Raw genomic sequence first — 17,160 nt, 5'->3', positions numbered from 1 at the left:
GGAGCACTCCAGGGCACAGCAGAGCACGGCAGCGCACCGACGAGCATCAGCGGAGGAGAGCACGCATGACCACCCCTGACCAGCATCCCCGAGAGGGCGAGGAGCGTCCGCTCGGGATCGCCCTCATCGGCTACGAGTTCATGGGACGCGCCCACTCGCAGGCCTGGCGCACCCTGGGCGCCGCCTTCGACGGCCCTCCCGTCGCCCGCAGGGTGATCGTGGGACGCGACGAGCAGAAGGTCTCCGAGGCGGCGCGCCGACTGGACTGGGAGGAGCACGAGACCGACTGGCGGCGCGCGATCTTGCGGGACGACATCGACATCGTCGACATCTGCACGCCCGGTTTCCTGCACGCCGAGATCGCGATCGCCGCGCTCGAAGCGGGCAAGCACGTGCTCTGCGAGAAGCCGATCGCGAACGACACCGCCGAGGCCGAGCGGATGGTCGCCGCGGCCGACGCCGCCCAGCAGCGCGGCCAGGTCGCGGCGCTCGGCCACACCTACCGCCGGGTGGCCGCGCTCGCACAGGCGCGCCGTCTCGTCGCGGCCGGGCGTCTGGGCAGGATCCTGCAGGCCCGCGCGAGCTACCTGCAGGACTGGCTCGTGGACGAGAGCGCCCCGATGAGCTGGCGGCTGCGCCGCGAGACGGCCGGGTCGGGGGCTCTCGGGGACATCGGCTCCCACGCGATCGACCAGATCCAGTTCCTCACCGGGCTGCGCGCGACCTCGGTGCGGGGTCGCCTCACCACCGCGGTCCCCGAGAGGCCCGGGGAGGACGGCGCCCTCGAGCCGGTGACGGTCGACGACGCCGCGTGGGCGACCCTCGAGCTCGAGGGCGGGGCGATCGCCTCGATCGAGGCCAGCCGCCTCGCCACCGGCCGCAAGAACGAGCTGGTCGTGGAGCTCTTCGGAACCGAGGGTGCGCTGCGCTTCGACCTCGAGGCGCTCAACGAGCTCTGGTTCCTGGATCGGACCGTCCCGGTCGCCGAGCAAGGCTTCACGCGCATCCTCGTCACCGAGCCCGAGCACCCCTACCTCGAGGGCTGGTGGCCGCAGGGGCACGCGCTGGGCTGGGAGAACGCCTTCACGAACCAGGCGCACGACCTGCTGGTCGCGATCACGGGCGGCGAGTCCTTCTCCCCCGACTTCGCCGAGGGCCTCACCCTGCAGCGCGTGCTCGACGCCGTCATCGCCTCCGACGCGGCCGACGGGGCGAGCACGCCCGTCGGCTGACGCCCGTCACCTGATGCCCGCCGGCCGAGCGTGATCGGCCCGCGGCACGACTCATCCACCCACCGAAGTACGCACCGTCCGATCCGAAGGAGCATCAGACATGCCTCAGCCGCACACCCTGTTCACCGGCCAGTGGGTCGACCTCACGCTCGAGGAGGTCGCGCGGCTCGCCTCGGGCTGGGGCTACGACGGCCTGGAGATCGCGATCTCCGGCGAGCACCTCGACGCCTCCCGGTGGGACGACGAGGAGTACATCGCCGAGCGCAAGGAGATCCTCGACCGCTACGGCCTGAAGGTCTGGACGATCTCCCACCACCTCGTGGGACAGGCCGTCTGCGACGACCCGATCGACTTCCGCCACCAGGGGATCGTGCCCTCGCGCGTGTGGGGCGACGGCGAGCCCGAGGGCGTGCGGCAGCGCGCCGCCGAGGACATGAAGGACGCGGCGCGGCTCGCACGGGCGCTCGGCGCGAGCACGGTGACGGGCTTCACGGGCTCGAGCATCTGGAAGTACGTGGCGATGTTCCCGCCGGTCGGCGCGGACGTCATCGAGAAGGGCTACGAGGACTTCGCCGAGCGCTGGAACCCGATCCTCGACGTCTTCGAGGAGTGCGGCGTGCGCTTCGCCCTCGAGGTCCACCCCTCCGAGATCGCCTACGACCACTGGACCACGCAGCGCACCCTCGAGGCGATCGGCCACAGGGAGTCCTTCGGCCTGAACTGGGACCCCTCGCACATGATGTGGCAGGAGATCGATCCGGTCTCCTTCATCACCGATTTCGGCGACCGGATCTACCACGCGCACTGCAAGGACGTGCGCGTGCGCATCACCGGGCGCAACACACGGCTGTCCTCCCATTTGCCCTGGGGAGACCCGCGCCGTGGCTGGGACTTCGTCTCCTTCGGGCGCGGCGACGTGCCCTTCGACGCGTGCCTGCGGGCACTGCGGTCGGTCGGCTACGACGGGCCGCTCTCGGTCGAGTGGGAGGACGCGGGCATGGACCGCCTGCACGGCGCCGCCGAGGCCATCGAGCATCTGAAGTCTCTGGACTACCCGGTGTCCGACGCCGCCTTCGACGCCGCCTTCAGCAACCAGGAGTGAGGCTCCCGCGCGCGGTCGGCGGACACACAGGGCGCACCCGGCGTCCGCCGATCCGCCGCGCCTATCATGTGGCCATGTCCCCCCACTCCGAGCCCCTGGCCCGCCACGAACGCGCCGCCCTGGCCGACGACCTCGTGTCCTTCGGGCCCGACGCGCCCACCGTGATCGACGAGTGGGACGCGTCCGCGCTCCTCGAGCACCTGATCCTGCGCGAGCAGCGCCAGGACCTCATGATCGGCCCCAAGCTCCCCGTCGGCCCGATCGCCGACCGCTCGTACGCCGCCCTGCGCCGGCTCCAGGAGCGCACCTGGGCCGATCGCGTCGAGATGCTGCGCAGCGGTCCGCCGCGCTTCTCCCCGTTCCGCCTCGTCGATTCGCTCGCGAACACGGTCGAGTACCTCGTCCATCACGAGGACCTGCTGCGCGCGCGACCCGGCTGGGAGCCGCGGACGCTCTCCGAGGCCCATGACCAGGAGCTGTGGACGCATCTGAAGCGCATGGCGCGCCCGCTCGTGCGCACCGACGTCGACGTCACCCTGGTCTCCCCGCTCGGCGGGGTGCGCGTGCCGTCGAAGGACCCCATCGGCTCTGTGCGCGTGCACGGCAGCCCGACCGAGCTGACCCTGTGGGCCTTCGGCCGCGATCGCGTCTCCCGCGTGCGCCTCGAGGGCGACCCCGAGGCGCTGCTCGTGCTGCGTCGCGGCGACCGCGGGTTCTGAGGCGGGCCCGCGGCCCCTCGGGGGCCGTGCTCGCCCGCGCCGCTCAGCCCCGTGCGAGCAGGAAGAGCCGGGGATGATGCCCCTTCTGGAAGAACCTGTGCTCGTCCACGAGGCGCCAGTCCGCGCGCCCTTCGAGGGCCGCGTGCATGCGCCGGATCTCGTGGGTGAGGATCGCGAGGCGCGCCCGGGGCGCCGCGAGCTCCGCGGCGCGTGACATGAGGTCCCCGAGCAGCTGCTCGTTGCTCTCGTGCTCCCCGTGCAGGGTGCCCCAGGGCGGATTCGACACGAGGCGCGTGAAGCCGCCCTCGAGCGGCGTCTCGAGGACGTCCCCGTGCACCCAGTCGATGCGGCCGCGGCGCCTCGCGGCCCGCTGATGGCCGCGCGCGAGCTCGAGCGCCTGCTCGGAGAGGTCGACGCCCACGACCCGACGGGGCGCGACCTCGTGCAGCTGCTCGATGAGGAACGTGCCGGAGCCGCAGGTCATGTCCAGCAGTTCGTCCTGAGGGCCGACGCCGAGCAGATCGAGGCAGCTCGCGGCGATCGTCGCGTTCACGGCGCCGGGGTAGTCGCCCGTGCGCCAGGACCGGGTCGAGAGCGGGCGCGGGGTGAGGCGCACGAGCAGCTCCCACTGGCCCGCCGCCAGTGCCCGGCGGACCCGGACCACGAGGTCGCCGTCGTCCGCGACCGGGAGCCCGGCGTGCTCGGCGATCGCCGCGGACAGGCGCCGCATGTCGGGGCTGTCGGCGCCGGCCGCACGCAGACGCAGCGCACCGAAGCGCTGGCGCGGCTTCGCGCGCCGCACCTGCTCGATCAGCTCGCCGATGCGCTGCTGCGCGGAGGTCTCGAGGAGCTCGCGCGGTCGACGTGCGGGCAGGGAGAGCACCGCGGAGGCGGCGACGACCCGGCGCCATGATCGTGCAATGGGGATCGCTGCCGTCAGATCCGGGACCGCGAGCCGGAGCTCCGTCGGCTCCTCGGAGACGACGGTGCCGAGCTGCTCCGCCTCGCGCCGGGCGAGCGGGCCGCAGCCGTCGAGGACCTCGAGGACCAGCTCGCGTGCGGGGTCCGGGCGATCGGCTGTCATGGGCCCCTCCTGGAGCGGGTGAGACCGCGTGGGCGGCGCGGCACGGTGTCGGGCGGCCACTCACGGTAACCCGAGGCACATCATCGGTGCGCCGGTGCGGGCCGAGCGGCTCGGGATCGGTAGACTCGCCGTGTGTTCACTGTGAGCGTCTGTTCCCTCAAGGGTGGCGTCGGCAAGACGTCCGTGACCCTGGGCCTCGCGTCCGCGGCCCTCCATCAGGGGGTGAACGCGCTCGTCATCGACCTGGACCCGCAGGCGGACGCGACCCTGGGCCTGCTCGGCGAGCCGGGCACCACCACCGACGTCGCCGAGGTGCTGTCCTCGCCGCGCACCGAGACCGTGGACCGCGCGATCATCCCGGCCCCGTGGTCGAAGGACTCCTCCTCGCACCTGGACATCATCCCCGGCAGCCACCGCTCGGTGCTTGTCGACTCCCCCGCCCCCAAGGGCCGGGAGGTGCGGCGCCTGCGCGACGCCCTGGACCGCCGCACCCACCGCTACGACCTCGTCATCGTGGACTGCCCACCCTCGCTCAACGGGCTCACGCAGATGGCTCTGTCCGCCTCCGACCGCTCGCTCGTGGTCTGCGAGCCGGGCTTCTTCGCCGTCACCGCGGCCGACCGGGCGCTCAAGCTCGCCCAGGAGATGCGCGAGGGGGATCTCGCGCCGCGCCTGCAGCCGCTGGGCCTCGTCGTGAACCGCTACCGCCCGCGCTCCGTCGAGCACCAGTACCGCCTGGCGGAGCTGCGCGAGCTGTTCGGCGACCTCGTGCTCGACCCCATCATCGAGGAGCGCGTGGGCCTGCAGCAGGCGCAGGGCGGAGCGGTCCCCCTGCACGAGTACCACGGCGCGAGCGGCGCGCGGCTCACCGAGGACTTCGACGCCCTGCTGAAGCGCGTGATGGACTCCCGCCAGGACAGCTGAGCAGCGCCTCCCGGCGCGCGCGCTCCGCTCCGCTCATCGCACGAGGGCGGGCACCCTTCCCGGGTGCCCGCCCTCGTGCGTGTCTGCTGCGGCGGTGCCGCTCGTGGTCCGCTCAGCCCGCGTGGCGCGTGCGCCGGCGCGCGGCGAGCTCGTCGTGCAGGGCGATCTCGGCGTCGTCGGCCGGATCGACGCTCGGAAGCACCGAGAGCTCGCTCTCGACCTCGCGCCACACGCGGCCCACGGCGATGCCGAAGACGCCCTGGCCGCCCTGGACCAGGTCGAAGACGTCCTGCGCGGACGTGCACTCGTAGACCGAGGCGCCGTCGCTCATGAGGGTGATCTGGGCGAGGTCCTCGACGCCGCGCTCACGCAGCGCGCTGACCGCCACTCGGATCTGCTGGAGGGAGACGCCGGTGTCGAGGAGCCGCTTGACGACCTTGAGGACGAGCACGTCGCGGAAGCCGTAGAGGCGCTGGCTGCCCGAGCCGCTCGCGGCGCGCACGCCGGGCTCGACGAGGCCGGTGCGGGCCCAGTAGTCGAGCTGGCGGTAGGTGATGCCGGCGGCCTTGCAGGCTGCGGGGCCGCGGTAGCCGAACTCGCCGGGCGCATCCACGAGCTCGTCGAAGAGCACGCCCTGCGCGTCCTCGGCGGGCACTGTCGACTGCGTCGTGCGGTCCGCGCGCTGATCGCTGTTCACATTCGCCTCCGGTAGCGGCTCTCCTATGGGGAAGGGTGAGAGCACGCTGACAGCCTAGCGTCTCCTCGCGCGGGCGTCCTCCCCGTCCCGCGCGTGTCGCCGACGAATCCGGGCGCGCGCGGAGGATCCGGACACCGCCGCGCGGGCGCGCCATCGGGAGGGACGGAAAGGGCGGCGGAGTCACCCGCCGCGGTGGACCTGCTTCCTGAGCAGGGCGTTGTGCAGGGAGTTCAGGGATTCGCCGAGCTCCTCGGCAAGGCTCTGCGCCTGGCCGCGGGCAGCGGCGTCCGTCGGCCGCGAATGGGGCTGGGCGACGGAGCGCAGCATGTGCGCCTGCCGCTCGACGGACGTGCGGACCATCACGAGGTGGCGCGGGTGCAGCCCCTCGTCGGCGAGGACACGGGCAGCGCGCACGATCTCGAGCTCCGAGGCCCCGTAGAAGACGAGACCCTCCTCGAGCATGCCGTAGCTCTCGAGCTCCTCGAGCAGCTCCTCGTCGATCTGCGCCTCGCGCAGGAGACCGCGCCGGTCGAGACGGACGGGCTGGATCTGGGAGGTGGGCCCGGGGCGCGAGGCGATCGACGTGACGTCGTCGTCGACCCCGTGCTCGAGCAGGTGCTCCTTGATGACCTTGAGCGGCCAGAAGCGATCGCGCTGGGCCCGCAGGACGAACAGCAGCCGGTCCACGTCGGCGCGCGAGTACTTGCGGTAGCCGCTCGCAGTGCGCTCGGGGGAGATCAGCTCCTCCGCCTCGAGGTAGTGGAGCTTGGAGTGGCTGAGGTCGGGGAACTCCTCCTGCAGGAGATCCAGGACCTGCCCGATGCTCAGGCGCGCACTGCCGGACGGGGTCGGCCTGCGCGAGGCCGATGCCGCCACGGGCTCAGTCCTTCCCGGGCTTGAGGTGGAAGGTCAGCCGGTACTTGCCGATCTGGACCTCCTGGCCGTTGCGCAGGACGGCCTCGTCCACACGCTCCATGCCCACGTAAGTGCCGTTGAGCGAGCCGAGATCGCGGATCACGAAGTCCGCGCCCTGCTGCAGGAAGGCGGCGTGCTTGCGGGAGACGGTGACGTCGTCCAGGAAGATCTCGCTGTTGGGATGACGGCCGGCGACCGTCTTCTCCGCGTCCAGGAGGAAGCGCGCGCCGAGGTTCGGGCCCTTGCGGACGATCAGCAGGGCGCTGCCGTCGGGGAGGTTCTCGATCGCCGCACGGTCCTGCTGGTTGAGGCCGTGCTCCGGCTCCTCGAGCGCATCCTGCGTGGGGATGGCGTGCAGCGTCGAGGTCTTGTCGAGGCTGTCGTAGGTGCCGTCGGCGTTCTCGGTCACTGATGCTCCCCTTCCCTAGGTCGGACCATCCTCCCATGTGGACGAGGGCTCCCGGGAGGTGCAAGGACAATGCTGTGGAGATTTGACGAACACTTGACCGAGACCGGTTGCGCGCCCGGTCCACGAAATCGGGCATCGTGGACGCGCGGGCCATCGCACGTGGTCAGCCCCGGGGTCGCGTCAGACGCGGGGAACGTCGAGGGGGTCGTCGAGCATCTCGGCGAAGTCGGTGCGCGCCGGAGCGGGCCGGCTCGGGCGACGCGCCTGGACCAGGTACCGCGAGAGCGTGATCCGCAGTGGCAGGGCCCCGTGGCCGCCGGTCGGAGGGAGGACGAGGCCCTCCCCCTCGCGCAGGGCGCGCAGACCCTCGCGCGTCGTGACCCGCCCCTCGCCGTGGAAGGTGTCCGAGTGCTCGGTCTCGAGTCCCGCCTCGGTGACGCGGCGCAGGTGCTCGGCGAGCGTGTCCGGGGAGCCCCTGGAGCCCAGCTCGGCGAGATCGCCGGGACCCCGCTGCTGGGCGAGCAGCATCCCCTCGGGCGCGAGGACGCGATGGACCTCGCGCGGGTCGTAGGGGGCGTCGAGCACGATGACCAGGTCGAAGCGCTCGGGCGGGAACGGCAGCGTCGCGCCGACGTCCGACGGATCGTGGTCGAGGACCTCCAGACCCAGGGAGCCCAGGTGCTCACGGGTCCGGGAGTGGGCGGGACCGACGGGCAGTGCGGCGACGCCCTCCTCGGCGAGCGTGCCCCGCAGGCGGGCGAGGAGGCGCGCGGCGCGCGGCCCGATCGCGAGCACGTGATGGGAGAGCTGGGCGAGCGCGCTCGCGGTCTGCGCGACGCGCCAGGGCAGCTCGGGCAGGTCGAGGCCCGGGCTCTGCTCGAGCAGGTCGGGCACGGGCGCGCCGGGGATCTCCTCGCGCGGCGCCGACGGGTGCTCGCTGTGCTGCTGATCCATCCTCGGGCCTCCTGCCGACGGGGCTGGCCTCACTATCGCATGCGCACCGCTGACGCGCGCAGCGGCGGGGCGTCGACCGGGGTGCCGCAGGTCACGCGCTCGCGGATTCGCTCTCGACGCATCTTCCGGGGTAGCATCGATCCCGGTCCTCCCGCCGCGGAGGTTCCGGGCTGTGGCGCAGCTTGGTAGCGCACTTGACTGGGGGTCAAGGGGTCGCAGGTTCAAATCCTGTCAGCCCGACCGAGAGAATCGGTCGCCGGAAACATCGGTGAACTGCATATATGGACCGAGAGGCCCGCACCCGGCCAGCGCCGGGGCGGGCCTCTCCCTATATACGGCCGCAGGGCCGTGCCCTGATGCACGGATGCCCTGTCCCGGGGCAAGCGCACGTCTCCTGTCTGCGAGCCGGACGTTCGCGTCCCGGAGCGCACCGCTCAGGGGTGCAGCCGGGTCAGTCGGCGATGTCGAGGAGCTGAAGAAGTCCTTCGGTCGCGTCCCGCATCGGTGCGGGGTCGCCGAGCGCACGCGACAGCACGTACCCGCCCTGGATGACGGCGACGGCGGTCGTCGCGCGACGTCGCGCCGCCTCGGGCGGCTCGCCCGCCTCCTCGAAGACCACGGTCGCAAGATCCAGGAGCTGCGTGAAATAGCCGCGCACGGCGGCCCGCAGCTCGTCATCGGCCATCACGGTCGCATCGCTCGTGAGTCGTCCGACGCGGCATCCGGCGACGGCGTCCCGCGGTCGCGTCAGATAATCGTGCACCCGCTCCTCGGGCTCGGAGTCGTGCGCGAGCGAGGCGCGTGCGCCGTCGAGCATCTGCCGCACCGTGCGGGTCACCGCGGCGAGAGCGAGTGCGTGCTTCGTCGGGAAGTGGTGGTAGAGGCTCCCCTGTCCCGTGCCGCTGCGCTCCCAGACCTGGCGCGGCGTCGTGGCGCTCACACCCTGCTCCCAGATGAGCTCCTGCGCGGCGACGAGAAGCCGTTCGCGGGTCCTGGCGCCACGGTCGGACGCGCCAGGGGCTGGCGATGCACTCATGCCGACAGCTTACATACCTACCTCAAGGTATGTAAGCTGTCGACATCCGGAATGGAAGGAGCACCTGGCATGGTGCGCATCGCACATCTCAGCGACACACATCTTGACGGCGGCCCGGACCGCGCGAGGCGCGTCGAACGGCTCGTGGAGGAGATCTCGACTCTCGGAGACATCGACCTGGTGCTGGTCTCCGGAGACCTGACCGACGATGCGGATCCCGCCGAGTACGCCCAGTTCTTCGATCTGTTCTCCGGGGTGCCGCAACTCCAGGTCGTACCCGGGAACCACGATCGGCGCGCGCCGCTCGCCGCACATGTCGATCCGGACACGAACGGCTACTTCAACTCGGTCCGCACGGTCGGCGGGCTGACGGTGATCGGTCTGGACAGCCTGATCGAGTCGTCGATCGGCGGGGAGCTGGCGGCGGAGTCCATCGCCTTCGCGCACGAAGCGCTCAGCGCGACCGGCGGTCCCGCGATCCTCGCGCTGCATCACCCACCGGTCCCCGTCGGGCACGAGTTCATGGATCGGAACGGCCTCCTGGATCCGGGGTCCCTCGCCGATGTGGTCCACGATCACGGGCACGTTGCGGCGGTCCTCGTCGGCCACGTCCACTCGGCGTTCGCCGCGGGATTCGCGGGTCGACCGATCCTCGGAGCCCCGGGCGTCGTCTCGACGATGCGTCTCGGAGGGAGGATGGACCCCATCGCCGATCCGAGCGCGATGCCGGGCATGGCGATCCACACGGTCGGCCCCGACGGCTCGATCAGCACCGTCTACCACTACCTGTCCCCCGAGCGACCATGAGTTCCTATCCTTCCCCGGCGTCACGGAGGACACTGATGAGCACACGACGACAGAGGCGACGAGGTGCGGAGCACTGCGAACCGTTCGCCGTCCACTCCGGGCTGCTGGGCCTCGCCGTGACGGTGAGGGATCCGTCCGAGCCCGCAGCACTCATCGCCCTGCCCCCGGGGCGCCGCCGCGCCGTCGTCGAAGCGGTGGCACGGTGAGCACCACGATCACGACCGCACAGCTCCGCGCCCTTCGGCTGCGCAGTCACGGTCTCGTGGCACGCGGCGCGGGCCTCTCGATCGGCGAGGTCGCCACCAGGATGCTGGCCGTGCAGGCTCAGGACCTCGCGCAGGGCGCATGGGGGCTCGGCGTCCGCGCTCGTGGATCGACCCTTCACGACGTGCACCGCGCGCTCGAACAGGCCGAGGTCATCCGCGCCTCGCCGCTTCGCGGCACCCTGCATCTTCTCGCTGCACAAGATCTGCGCTGGCTGCTCGGCATCACCTCTCCACGGGAGATCGCTGCGGCGGGCCCGCGGCTGCGCCGGCTCGATCTCGACGCCCGGGCACTGCGGCGCGCGCGCTCCGTCACCGAGGCGCTTCTCGGCGACCGCACTGCGCTTCCCCGTGCCGAGTACCTTCGCGGGCTGGAGGCTGCCGGGATCGCGACGGGCGGGGAGCGCGGCTATCACATCATCTGGTGGCTGGCGCAGAGCGGCATCGTCTGCTGGGGGCCGGCACGCGGCACCGGGCAGGGGCTCGTCCTCGCGGAGGAGTGGATCGGCGACGCCGCCGAGCTCGCCGGTGACGACGCCCTCCGCGAGCTCGCCGGTCGGTACCTCGCCGGACACGGTCCTGCCACGGACCGGGACCTCGCCTGGTGGGCGAGGATGCCGCTCTCCGAGGCACGCAGGGCCATCCGGCTGGCAGGCGCCGACCTCATCGAGCTCCAGCACCGGGGTGCGACCCACTGGGCCACCGCACGGACGATGGACGGGGCAGGGGACCGCGGCGTGGGTCGACTGCGCCTGCCGAGGACCACGCACGTGCTGCCCGGGTACGACGAGTATCTGCTCGGATACGGGGACCGCTCCGCCGTGCTGCCGGACGAGTTCGCCGGCCGCGTCACCAGCGGCCGGAACGGCATCTTTCACCCCATGATGCTCGCCCGCGGCAGGGTGATCGGAACATGGCGAGGAACCGATCCCGAGGGGCGCACGACGGCCGCCTTCGAGCCGTTCCACGACCTCACCGCGTCCGACCGCCTGGCGTTCGCTCGCTCCGCGGCTGCCTTCGAGCGGTTCCGCAGCGGCGGCCAGCGCCCGATACCGCTTCCCCGGCGCAGCACCGACACGGTCCGGTGAGGGACCAGGACCACGCCTTCCGTCCGGGGTCGGGACCGGCCGGCCGGAAGGCCGCGCGGGGACGCAGGGGCGTGCAGGCGGTCCGCGGATCAGGTCTCGGACTCATCCGCCGCGTCCTCGAGGCGGCGCCCGCAGCGCCAGCAGGTCGCGCCGGGCTGCTCGGTGAGCGCGCCGCAGTCCGGGCACACGCGCTGCAGCCAGCAGGCGGGCTCCCCGCCCTCGATGCGCACTGACACGCCCTCCCTCATCGCGCCTCCCTCGCCGCTGGGACCTTCGTCGGCTCGAGGGTACTGCGCCGCACGTAGGGTGCGGTCATACCCCCACCCGCCCCACTCAGAGAAGGAGTCCCTCCGTGCCCTCTCCGTCGACCGATCCGCAGTCCGCGCGCCCCTCGCAGCCCGCCGTCCTGGACGTGCGCGAGGTGGCGAAGCCCTAGCGGCACGGTCGGATCTTCGCCCGCTTCGAGGAGCTCGGGGTCGGCGAGTCGTTCGTGCTCGTCAACGACCACGATCCGCTCCACCTGCGGGAGGACTTCGAGCGGGACCAGCCCGGCAGCTTCGGCTGGGAGTACGAGAACACGGAGGACGGCGACTGGCGCGTGCGGATCTCACGGCTCGCCTCGACCGCGCTCGCCCGCGTGCTCGTGGACACCGCCGAGGTCGAGCTGCCCGAGGGGTCGGCCGGCGGGGCCGCCTGGTCGATCGGCGTGCATCCGCGCGACCTCGACTCGAACCTCGTGATCCTGCCCGCGGGAGGCGGCATCGGCGAGCACATCGGACCCGATCACGACGTGCTGGTCGTGGTCCTCGCCGGCAGCGGCACGATCACCACGGAGCGCGGGGAGGTCGCGCTCGCGCCGGGCGAGCTGGTGCTGCTCCCCCGCCGCTCGCGCCGTGCCTTCACGGCGGGACCCGAGGGGCTGCGCCACCTCACCGTGCACCGCCGTCGGCCGACGCTCCAGATCACCGACGCCCCGCGCTGAGGCGCGAGGGGATCAGCTCTCGTCCTCCCAGGGCAGGGTGAGGTCCTCGCCATGGGAGGCGAGCGGCACCACGACCACGGGCCGCTCCTGGTGGTGCGCGAGGTGCACGGCGACGGAGCCGCTCAGGAACTCCCGCAGGGAGGCGCGGAGGCCCGACTCACGCGTGCCCACCACGATCATCGCCGCGTCCAGCTGGTCGGCCAGGCGCATGAGCTCCTGCGCCGGCGGACCCGCGAGGGCCACCGTGGACCAGTGCACGCCGCGGTCGGCGAGCGTCTCGGCGATCGCCCGGTGCAGGGCCGGGTCGAAGACCTCGACGATCTCCTCGAAGGCGTCCGGGTCGACGGGCAGTGCGGTGACGGTGCCGTCGGGCCGTCTCTCGAGGGTGTAGCTCGAGGCGTCGACGCTCGCGCACACGAGCTCGGCGCCGAAGCGCTCGGCGAAGGTCGCCGCCTCGGCGACGACCCGGGAGTGCTGTCCAGGGATCACACCCACCACGACGGTGGGGGTCGCGTCCATCATCACTGACCTCCCTCCCCTGACCGCGCGGGAGCGCGGTGCACGGATACCGAGATCGTCCCCCGCCTCCGGGGAGAAGTCCAGCCCCTCGACCAGCCCATCCCGCGGTCCGAGCCGCCGGGGCGGCCCCGCTCTTCCCTAGACTCCTCCCATGCCCGAGACCCCCGCCGAGAAGCCCGCCGCACCCGTCGGCCCCACGACCGCTTCCCAGACCCCCGCGGAGCCGACCACCGCGCCGACCACCTGGGTGCTCACCCTCGCGTGCGAGGACCGGCCTGGGATCGTGCACGCCGTCAGCGGCGCCGTCGTCGCCGCGCGCGGGAACATCACCGAGTCCCAGCAGTTCGCCTCCCCCGACACGGGGCGCTTCTTCATGCGCCTGCAGATCGCCTCGGACACGGGGCGCGACGCGCTCGAGGGCGCGCTCGCCCCGGTGATCGAGCGCTTCGGCCTCGAGGCCTCCCTCGATGCCGCGGGCAGACCCCGGCGCACCCTGATCCTCGCCTCGAAGGCCGCCCATTGCGTGAGCGACCTGCTGTTCCACCAGCGCTCCGGGCACCTGCCGATCGAGGTGCCGCTCGTGATGGCGAACCATGACACCCTGCGCGACCTCGTGGAGTTCCACGGCGTCCCCTTCCGCTCCCTGCCCGTCGCGGGCCCGGAGCAGAAGGAGGCCTTCGAGAGCGCCGTGCTCGAGGCGGTCGACTCGCACGACATCGAGCTCGTGGTCCTCGCCCGGTACATGCAGATCCTCTCCCCCGAGCTGTGCGAGGCCCTCGCCGGTCGCTGCATCAACATCCACCATTCGTTCCTCCCCGGCTTCAAGGGCGCGAACCCCTATCGGCAGGCGCACGAGCGCGGCGTGAAGCTCATCGGCTCGACCGCCCACTTCGTCACCTCGGACCTCGACGAGGGCCCGATCATCGAGCAGAACGTGACGCGCGTGGAGCACTCGCACTCGGTCGCGCAGCTGCGGGAGATCGGCCAGGACCAGGAGTGCCTCGCGCTGCGGCGGGCGGTCACCTGGTTCGCGCAGTCACGCGTGCTGCTCGACGGGATGCGCACGGTCATCTTCCGCTGACGTCCCTCCCCGGGCGCACGGCCCGCGTCGCACAGCGCCGGCACAGGCGGGACCTGCCTCCGGCACGGGCTCGCCCCGCAGGATCGTTCTCGCCCCAGAAGAACGACCGAAGGACCTGCGATGACCACGCACAGCCCGCAGACCCCGCAGCCGCAGCCGGAGCGGAACCCGCAGCCGGACGAGCCCCGCCACCATCCCTCGCACCCGAGGACTCCCGCGTCGAGGTGGCCGGCGACGGCCGCGTGAGCTACCAGGGACGCGACCTCTCCCACCCCGAGGAGCCGCTGGCCGACCAGGGACTGGGCTTCGACCTCGCCACACTGCTCTCACGCCGTAGGACCCTCGCGGGCCTCGGGCTCGGGGCCGCCGCCGTGGGCCTCGCGGCCTGCACGTCCGACGCCTCCGACGACGCCGCCTCGTCCTCCGCCTCCGACGGGGGCGGCTCGGGCACGAGCGACGGGGAGATCCCCGAGGAGACCAACGGCCCCTATCCGGCCGACGGCACCAACGGCGCGAACGTGCTCACCGAGTCCGGGATCGTGCGCTCGGACATCACCTCGAGCTTCGGCGACGCGAGCGCGAGGGCCGACGGCGTACCGATGTCGCTCACGCTCACCCTCACGAACCTCGAGGCGGACAACGACCCCTACGAGGGCGTCGCCGTCTACGTGTGGCACTGCGACGCCGCCGGGAAGTACTCGCTGTACTCCGAGGGCCTCGAGGCCGAGAACTACCTCCGCGGCGTCCAGGTGGCCGACGAGAAGGGGCAGGTGACCTTCACGAGCATCTTCCCCGCCTGCTACACCGGTCGCTGGCCCCACATCCACTTCGAGGTCTACCCCGACGCGGACTCCATCACCAGCACCGACAACCTGCTGGCCACCTCGCAGGTCGCCCTCCCCCAGGACGTCTGCGAGACCGTCTACGCGCTCGACGAGTACGACGGCTCGGCCGAGAACCTCGCGCAGGTCACCCTGGACTCCGACAACGTCTTCGGGGACGACGGCGGGGAGCTGCAGCTCGCCGACGTCGACGGCGACGCCGACAGCGGGTTCACGGTGACGCTGCCCGTCGCGATCGACCCGAGCACCGAGCCCGGGCAGTCCACCGACGCCTTCGGCGCGGGCGGCGGACAGGGCGGCACGCCGCCGTCCGACGGCGGGGGTGCGCCTCCGTCCGACGGCGGCGGTCAGCGCGGCATGCCTCCCGGCGGCGCGTCCGACGGCGGAGGATCCGACGGCGGCAGCGCGAGCGGGACCCAGAACAGCTCCTCGACCTCCTCGTCCGGCAGCTCGGGGAGCGCCGCCGTGGAGGCCTCCCTCGTGGGCGGCGTCTTCGTCGCCTCGCGCTGAGACGATCGCATGGCGACGACGCCGGGAGCAGGGGCTCGTCGGAGCTAGACGAGCCCCTGCTCCCACGCCGTCCGCACGGCCGAGGCCCTGTCCCCGACGCCGAGCTTCTCGTACACGTGCGCGAGGTGCGTCTTGACCGTCGCCTCGCCGATGCGCAGGCGACGGGCGACGGCCCGGTTCGTGCATCCCTCGGCCACGAGGCGCAGCACCTCGCTCTCGCGGTCGCTGAGCGCGGGGCGCGGCCCGCGCTGCGCGGTGAGCGCCGCGAGCGCGGCCGGGACCAGCACGGGACGCCCGGCGGCGAGGTCGTGGACCGCCCGCGCGAGGTCCTCTCCGCGCGCGTCCTTGAGGAGATAGCCGTCGGCTCCCGCCTCGAGCGCCCCCAGGATCTCGCGGTCCGTGTCGTAGGTGGTGAGGACGAGCAGCCGCGGCTGCTCTCCCCCGCGCCTGCGCTGCTCGCGGATGGCCTCGACGCCGCCCATCCCCGGCATGCGCAGGTCCATGAGCACGACGTCCGGGTGATCACGGGCGATCAGGGCGAGCGCCTCGGCGCCGTCCTCCGCGGCGCCGATCACCTCGATCCCGGGGTCGGCGCCGAGCATCGCCACGAGTCCGTCGCGGACCACCGGATGGTCGTCGACTACGAGCACCCGCACAGCGGGGCCCACCGCGGGACGCACGGCGGCGCTCACCGCGGGATCCTGGCGGTCAGCAGGGTGCCCTCGCCGGGCGCCGAGTCGACGTCGAGGGTCCCGCCGATCTCGCGGATCCTCGAGCGCATGCCCGGGATCCCGTGCCCGCGGCCGTGGGCGGCGGCCTCCGCCGGGTCGAAGCCGCGGCCGTCATCGCGGATCCGCAGCACCAGCGCGTCGGGCTCCCCCTCGAGCACGATCTCGAGCGCGCCCGCCCGGGCGTGGCGGGCGGCGTTCGCCATCGCCTCCTGCGTCACGCGCACCACCGCATGGGGATGCGGGAGGGGGCTCGGCGCCGCGTCGGCGTCGAAGGTCGCGACGATCCTGTGGGTCCGCGACCAGCGGGCGACGAGCTCCGCGAGGCTCTCGAGAGGGTCCTCCCCCTCGAGCTGCTGAGGGGCCAGGGCCTCCACCGCACGGCGCGCGTCCACGAGGCTCTCGCGCGCCGCCTCCTCCGCCGTCCGCATCCGCCGGCGCGCGGAGTCGTCCAGGCACTCCTGCGGCACGGCCTCGAGCTGACGGATCACACCGACCAGGCCCTGGGCCACCGTGTCGTGGATCTCCCGTGCCAGGCGCGTGCGCTCCTCGGCCACGCCGCGCTCGCGGGCGCGGCGCACCAGCTCCTCGTGCAGCGCCGAGTTCTCGCGATACGCCTCGGTCAGCTCCCGGACGGCCGCCTCACGCGTGAGCATCTCCCGCTCGCGCTCCTTGTCCAGGTGCATCATGCCCAGGCTCAGCAGGACGTTGACCAGCACGAGCATCACGAACAGCGCAGGCGCGGCGGCCACGCCCGCCGTTCCGCCCGTCTGGCCGAAGGCGCAGATCAGCGCCGTCACCCCGACCGAGACCGGGATCGCCCGGCCGGCCAGGAAGCGGGGCGCGTCGAGATAGCCCACGAAGGCGTAGATGCAGGCGAGAGGGTTCAGGGCGACCGTGAGCACGAGAAGGGCCTGGTGGACGGCGAACAGGGCGACGAGACCCGACTCCCCCGCCCCGCGCACGCGCGCCCTGCGGGTGAGCACGACGCGCAGGAGCAGCGTGGCGAGGGTGGGCACGAGGGCCCAGAGGATCAGGTGCCGGAACCCGAGGGCGTCGGAGGCGAGCAGACCCACGGTCCACGAGACCGCGGCGAGCAGGGGCGGCAGCCACACGGTCAGCAGCCGCCCGAGAGGACCGGTCGGGATCGTCGCCTCGCTCCCTGTTCCGCGGACGGGGATCGGCAGCGGGGCCGCGAGCCCCGTCGGGCGCGCGCCCGCCGTCGGACGCGGAATCGCCACAGGCATGCGCCCCAGTCTCCCCCGCGC

20 protein-coding genes and 1 tRNA gene are annotated in these 17,160 nt (G+C 72.7%); 11 read left to right on the top strand and 10 right to left on the bottom strand.

Annotation, left to right across the window (positions count from 1 at the left end; genetic code table 11):
* Positions 1-65 precede the first annotated feature (65 nt).
* From ACFQ53_RS03110 to ACFQ53_RS03100, 3 genes are all read left to right on the top strand, one after another.
* On the top strand, positions 66-1,232 hold the full coding sequence (locus tag ACFQ53_RS03110; protein ID WP_377855182.1) for a Gfo/Idh/MocA family protein: 1,167 nt from the start codon (positions 66-68) through the stop codon (positions 1,230-1,232).
* 100 nt (positions 1,233-1,332) lie between these two features.
* Complete coding sequence (locus ACFQ53_RS03105) at positions 1,333-2,334, top strand: sugar phosphate isomerase/epimerase (RefSeq protein WP_249480220.1); 1,002 nt, start codon at positions 1,333-1,335, stop codon at positions 2,332-2,334.
* A 74-nt stretch (positions 2,335-2,408) separates the two neighbouring features.
* Positions 2,409-3,053 (top strand): TIGR03085 family metal-binding protein, encoded by a 645-nt coding sequence (locus ACFQ53_RS03100; protein WP_249480221.1) that lies wholly within the window; start codon positions 2,409-2,411, stop codon positions 3,051-3,053.
* Positions 3,054-3,096: 43 nt separating this feature from the next.
* On the opposite strand, the gene ACFQ53_RS03095 is transcribed toward ACFQ53_RS03100, so the two are convergent.
* Positions 3,097-4,137 (bottom strand): methyltransferase, encoded by a 1,041-nt coding sequence (locus ACFQ53_RS03095; protein ID WP_377855177.1) that lies wholly within the window; start codon positions 4,135-4,137, stop codon positions 3,097-3,099.
* A 132-nt stretch (positions 4,138-4,269) separates the two neighbouring features.
* Here ACFQ53_RS03095 and ACFQ53_RS03090 point away from each other — a divergent pair, with 132 nt between their 5' ends.
* The gene (locus tag ACFQ53_RS03090) at positions 4,270-5,061 is read left to right on the top strand and encodes a ParA family protein (protein WP_152352997.1); all 792 of its coding nucleotides are present in this window, start codon (positions 4,270-4,272) and stop codon (positions 5,059-5,061) included.
* A gap of 112 nt (positions 5,062-5,173) precedes the next feature.
* On the opposite strand, the gene ACFQ53_RS03085 is transcribed toward ACFQ53_RS03090, so the two are convergent.
* The 4 genes from ACFQ53_RS03085 to ACFQ53_RS03070 all read right to left on the bottom strand — a co-directional run bounded on the left by ACFQ53_RS03085 (position 5,174) and on the right by ACFQ53_RS03070 (position 8,036).
* Positions 5,174-5,758 carry a MerR family transcriptional regulator gene (locus ACFQ53_RS03085; RefSeq protein WP_152352998.1) on the bottom strand — a complete coding sequence of 195 codons (585 nt, stop codon included), beginning with the start codon at positions 5,756-5,758 and terminating at the stop codon, positions 5,174-5,176.
* A gap of 180 nt (positions 5,759-5,938) precedes the next feature.
* Positions 5,939-6,634, bottom strand: a complete 696-nt coding sequence (locus tag ACFQ53_RS03080) for a MerR family transcriptional regulator (RefSeq protein WP_377855172.1) — start codon at positions 6,632-6,634, stop codon at positions 5,939-5,941.
* A gap of 4 nt (positions 6,635-6,638) precedes the next feature.
* Positions 6,639-7,082, bottom strand: a complete 444-nt coding sequence (locus ACFQ53_RS03075; protein ID WP_200500655.1) for an FHA domain-containing protein — start codon at positions 7,080-7,082, stop codon at positions 6,639-6,641.
* A 180-nt stretch (positions 7,083-7,262) separates the two neighbouring features.
* On the bottom strand, positions 7,263-8,036 hold the full coding sequence (locus ACFQ53_RS03070) for a hypothetical protein (RefSeq protein WP_377855169.1): 774 nt from the start codon (positions 8,034-8,036) through the stop codon (positions 7,263-7,265).
* A gap of 166 nt (positions 8,037-8,202) precedes the next feature.
* Between ACFQ53_RS03070 and ACFQ53_RS03065 the strand changes: the two genes are divergently transcribed.
* Positions 8,203-8,276 (top strand) — tRNA-Pro (locus ACFQ53_RS03065).
* Between the two features lie 211 nt (positions 8,277-8,487).
* On the opposite strand, the gene ACFQ53_RS03060 is transcribed toward ACFQ53_RS03065, so the two are convergent.
* Positions 8,488-9,072, bottom strand: coding sequence for a TetR/AcrR family transcriptional regulator (locus ACFQ53_RS03060; protein ID WP_377855166.1), 585 nt, complete (start codon positions 9,070-9,072; stop codon positions 8,488-8,490).
* Positions 9,073-9,141: 69 nt separating this feature from the next.
* On the opposite strand from ACFQ53_RS03060, the gene ACFQ53_RS03055 reads away from it, so the two are divergent.
* The 3 genes from ACFQ53_RS03055 to ACFQ53_RS03045 are packed head-to-tail and all read left to right on the top strand — an operon-like array spanning position 9,142 to position 11,230.
* The gene (locus tag ACFQ53_RS03055; RefSeq protein WP_377855163.1) at positions 9,142-9,879 is read left to right on the top strand and encodes a metallophosphoesterase; all 738 of its coding nucleotides are present in this window, start codon (positions 9,142-9,144) and stop codon (positions 9,877-9,879) included.
* A gap of 35 nt (positions 9,880-9,914) precedes the next feature.
* A complete protein-coding gene (locus ACFQ53_RS03050) occupies positions 9,915-10,085 on the top strand; it encodes a hypothetical protein (RefSeq protein WP_377855160.1) in 171 nt (56 codons plus the stop codon).
* Positions 10,082-11,230, top strand: coding sequence for a winged helix DNA-binding domain-containing protein (locus tag ACFQ53_RS03045; RefSeq protein WP_377855157.1), 1,149 nt, complete (start codon positions 10,082-10,084; stop codon positions 11,228-11,230). Before ACFQ53_RS03050 ends, ACFQ53_RS03045 begins: the two co-directional genes overlap by 4 nt.
* A gap of 89 nt (positions 11,231-11,319) precedes the next feature.
* Here the strand turns inward: ACFQ53_RS03045 and ACFQ53_RS03040 are convergent, their stop codons facing one another.
* A complete protein-coding gene (locus tag ACFQ53_RS03040; protein ID WP_377855154.1) occupies positions 11,320-11,466 on the bottom strand; it encodes a hypothetical protein in 147 nt (48 codons plus the stop codon).
* Positions 11,467-11,678: 212 nt separating this feature from the next.
* Here ACFQ53_RS03040 and ACFQ53_RS03035 point away from each other — a divergent pair, with 212 nt between their 5' ends.
* Complete coding sequence (locus tag ACFQ53_RS03035) at positions 11,679-12,212, top strand: DUF2249 domain-containing protein (RefSeq protein ID WP_377855642.1); 534 nt, start codon at positions 11,679-11,681, stop codon at positions 12,210-12,212.
* A gap of 12 nt (positions 12,213-12,224) precedes the next feature.
* Here the strand turns inward: ACFQ53_RS03035 and ACFQ53_RS03030 are convergent, their stop codons facing one another.
* Positions 12,225-12,734 carry a universal stress protein gene (locus ACFQ53_RS03030; RefSeq protein WP_249480228.1) on the bottom strand — a complete coding sequence of 170 codons (510 nt, stop codon included), beginning with the start codon at positions 12,732-12,734 and terminating at the stop codon, positions 12,225-12,227.
* Between the two features lie 148 nt (positions 12,735-12,882).
* Between ACFQ53_RS03030 and purU the strand changes: the two genes are divergently transcribed.
* Positions 12,883-13,812 (top strand): formyltetrahydrofolate deformylase, encoded by a 930-nt coding sequence (purU, locus tag ACFQ53_RS03025; protein ID WP_377855150.1) that lies wholly within the window; start codon positions 12,883-12,885, stop codon positions 13,810-13,812.
* A gap of 224 nt (positions 13,813-14,036) precedes the next feature.
* On the top strand, positions 14,037-15,164 hold the full coding sequence (locus tag ACFQ53_RS03020; protein ID WP_377855147.1) for an intradiol ring-cleavage dioxygenase: 1,128 nt from the start codon (positions 14,037-14,039) through the stop codon (positions 15,162-15,164).
* A 44-nt stretch (positions 15,165-15,208) separates the two neighbouring features.
* Here the strand turns inward: ACFQ53_RS03020 and ACFQ53_RS03015 are convergent, their stop codons facing one another.
* Together ACFQ53_RS03015 and ACFQ53_RS03010 are read right to left on the bottom strand one after the other, a co-directional pair.
* Positions 15,209-15,856 (bottom strand): response regulator, encoded by a 648-nt coding sequence (locus tag ACFQ53_RS03015; protein ID WP_377855144.1) that lies wholly within the window; start codon positions 15,854-15,856, stop codon positions 15,209-15,211.
* Positions 15,853-17,139, bottom strand: a complete 1,287-nt coding sequence (locus ACFQ53_RS03010) for a sensor histidine kinase (protein WP_377855141.1) — start codon at positions 17,137-17,139, stop codon at positions 15,853-15,855. The genes ACFQ53_RS03015 and ACFQ53_RS03010 overlap by 4 nt, the downstream gene beginning before the upstream one ends.
* Positions 17,140-17,160: the final 21 nt, after the last annotated feature.

Origin of the sequence: Brachybacterium sp. NPDC056505 (assembly GCF_042794925.1) — a bacterium.
In the GTDB taxonomy this organism is placed as follows: Bacteria; Actinomycetota; Actinomycetes; order Actinomycetales; family Dermabacteraceae; genus Brachybacterium; species Brachybacterium kimchii.
Note: the sequence above shows the minus strand (reverse complement) of the source record. Positions and strands in the feature narration are given on the sequence as shown.

Bases quoted from the DNA above. Each gene is read 5' to 3' on its own strand.
- ACFQ53_RS03110 (WP_377855182.1), top strand. From the start codon at position 66: ATGACCACCCCTGACCAGCATCCCCGAGAGGGCGAGGAGCGTCCGCTC.
- ACFQ53_RS03105 (WP_249480220.1), top strand. From the start codon at position 1,333: ATGCCTCAGCCGCACACCCTGTTCACCGGCCAGTGGGTCGACCTCACG.
- ACFQ53_RS03100 (WP_249480221.1), top strand. From the start codon at position 2,409: ATGTCCCCCCACTCCGAGCCCCTGGCCCGCCACGAACGCGCCGCCCTG.
- ACFQ53_RS03095 (WP_377855177.1), bottom strand. From the start codon at position 4,137: ATGACAGCCGATCGCCCGGACCCCGCACGCGAGCTGGTCCTCGAGGTC.
- ACFQ53_RS03070 (WP_377855169.1), bottom strand. From the start codon at position 8,036: ATGGATCAGCAGCACAGCGAGCACCCGTCGGCGCCGCGCGAGGAGATC.
- ACFQ53_RS03060 (WP_377855166.1), bottom strand. From the start codon at position 9,072: ATGAGTGCATCGCCAGCCCCTGGCGCGTCCGACCGTGGCGCCAGGACC.
- ACFQ53_RS03055 (WP_377855163.1), top strand. From the start codon at position 9,142: ATGGTGCGCATCGCACATCTCAGCGACACACATCTTGACGGCGGCCCG.
- ACFQ53_RS03050 (WP_377855160.1), top strand. From the start codon at position 9,915: ATGAGCACACGACGACAGAGGCGACGAGGTGCGGAGCACTGCGAACCG.
- ACFQ53_RS03030 (WP_249480228.1), bottom strand. From the start codon at position 12,734: ATGATGGACGCGACCCCCACCGTCGTGGTGGGTGTGATCCCTGGACAG.
- purU (WP_377855150.1), top strand. From the start codon at position 12,883: ATGCCCGAGACCCCCGCCGAGAAGCCCGCCGCACCCGTCGGCCCCACG.
- ACFQ53_RS03010 (WP_377855141.1), bottom strand. From the start codon at position 17,139: ATGCCTGTGGCGATTCCGCGTCCGACGGCGGGCGCGCGCCCGACGGGG.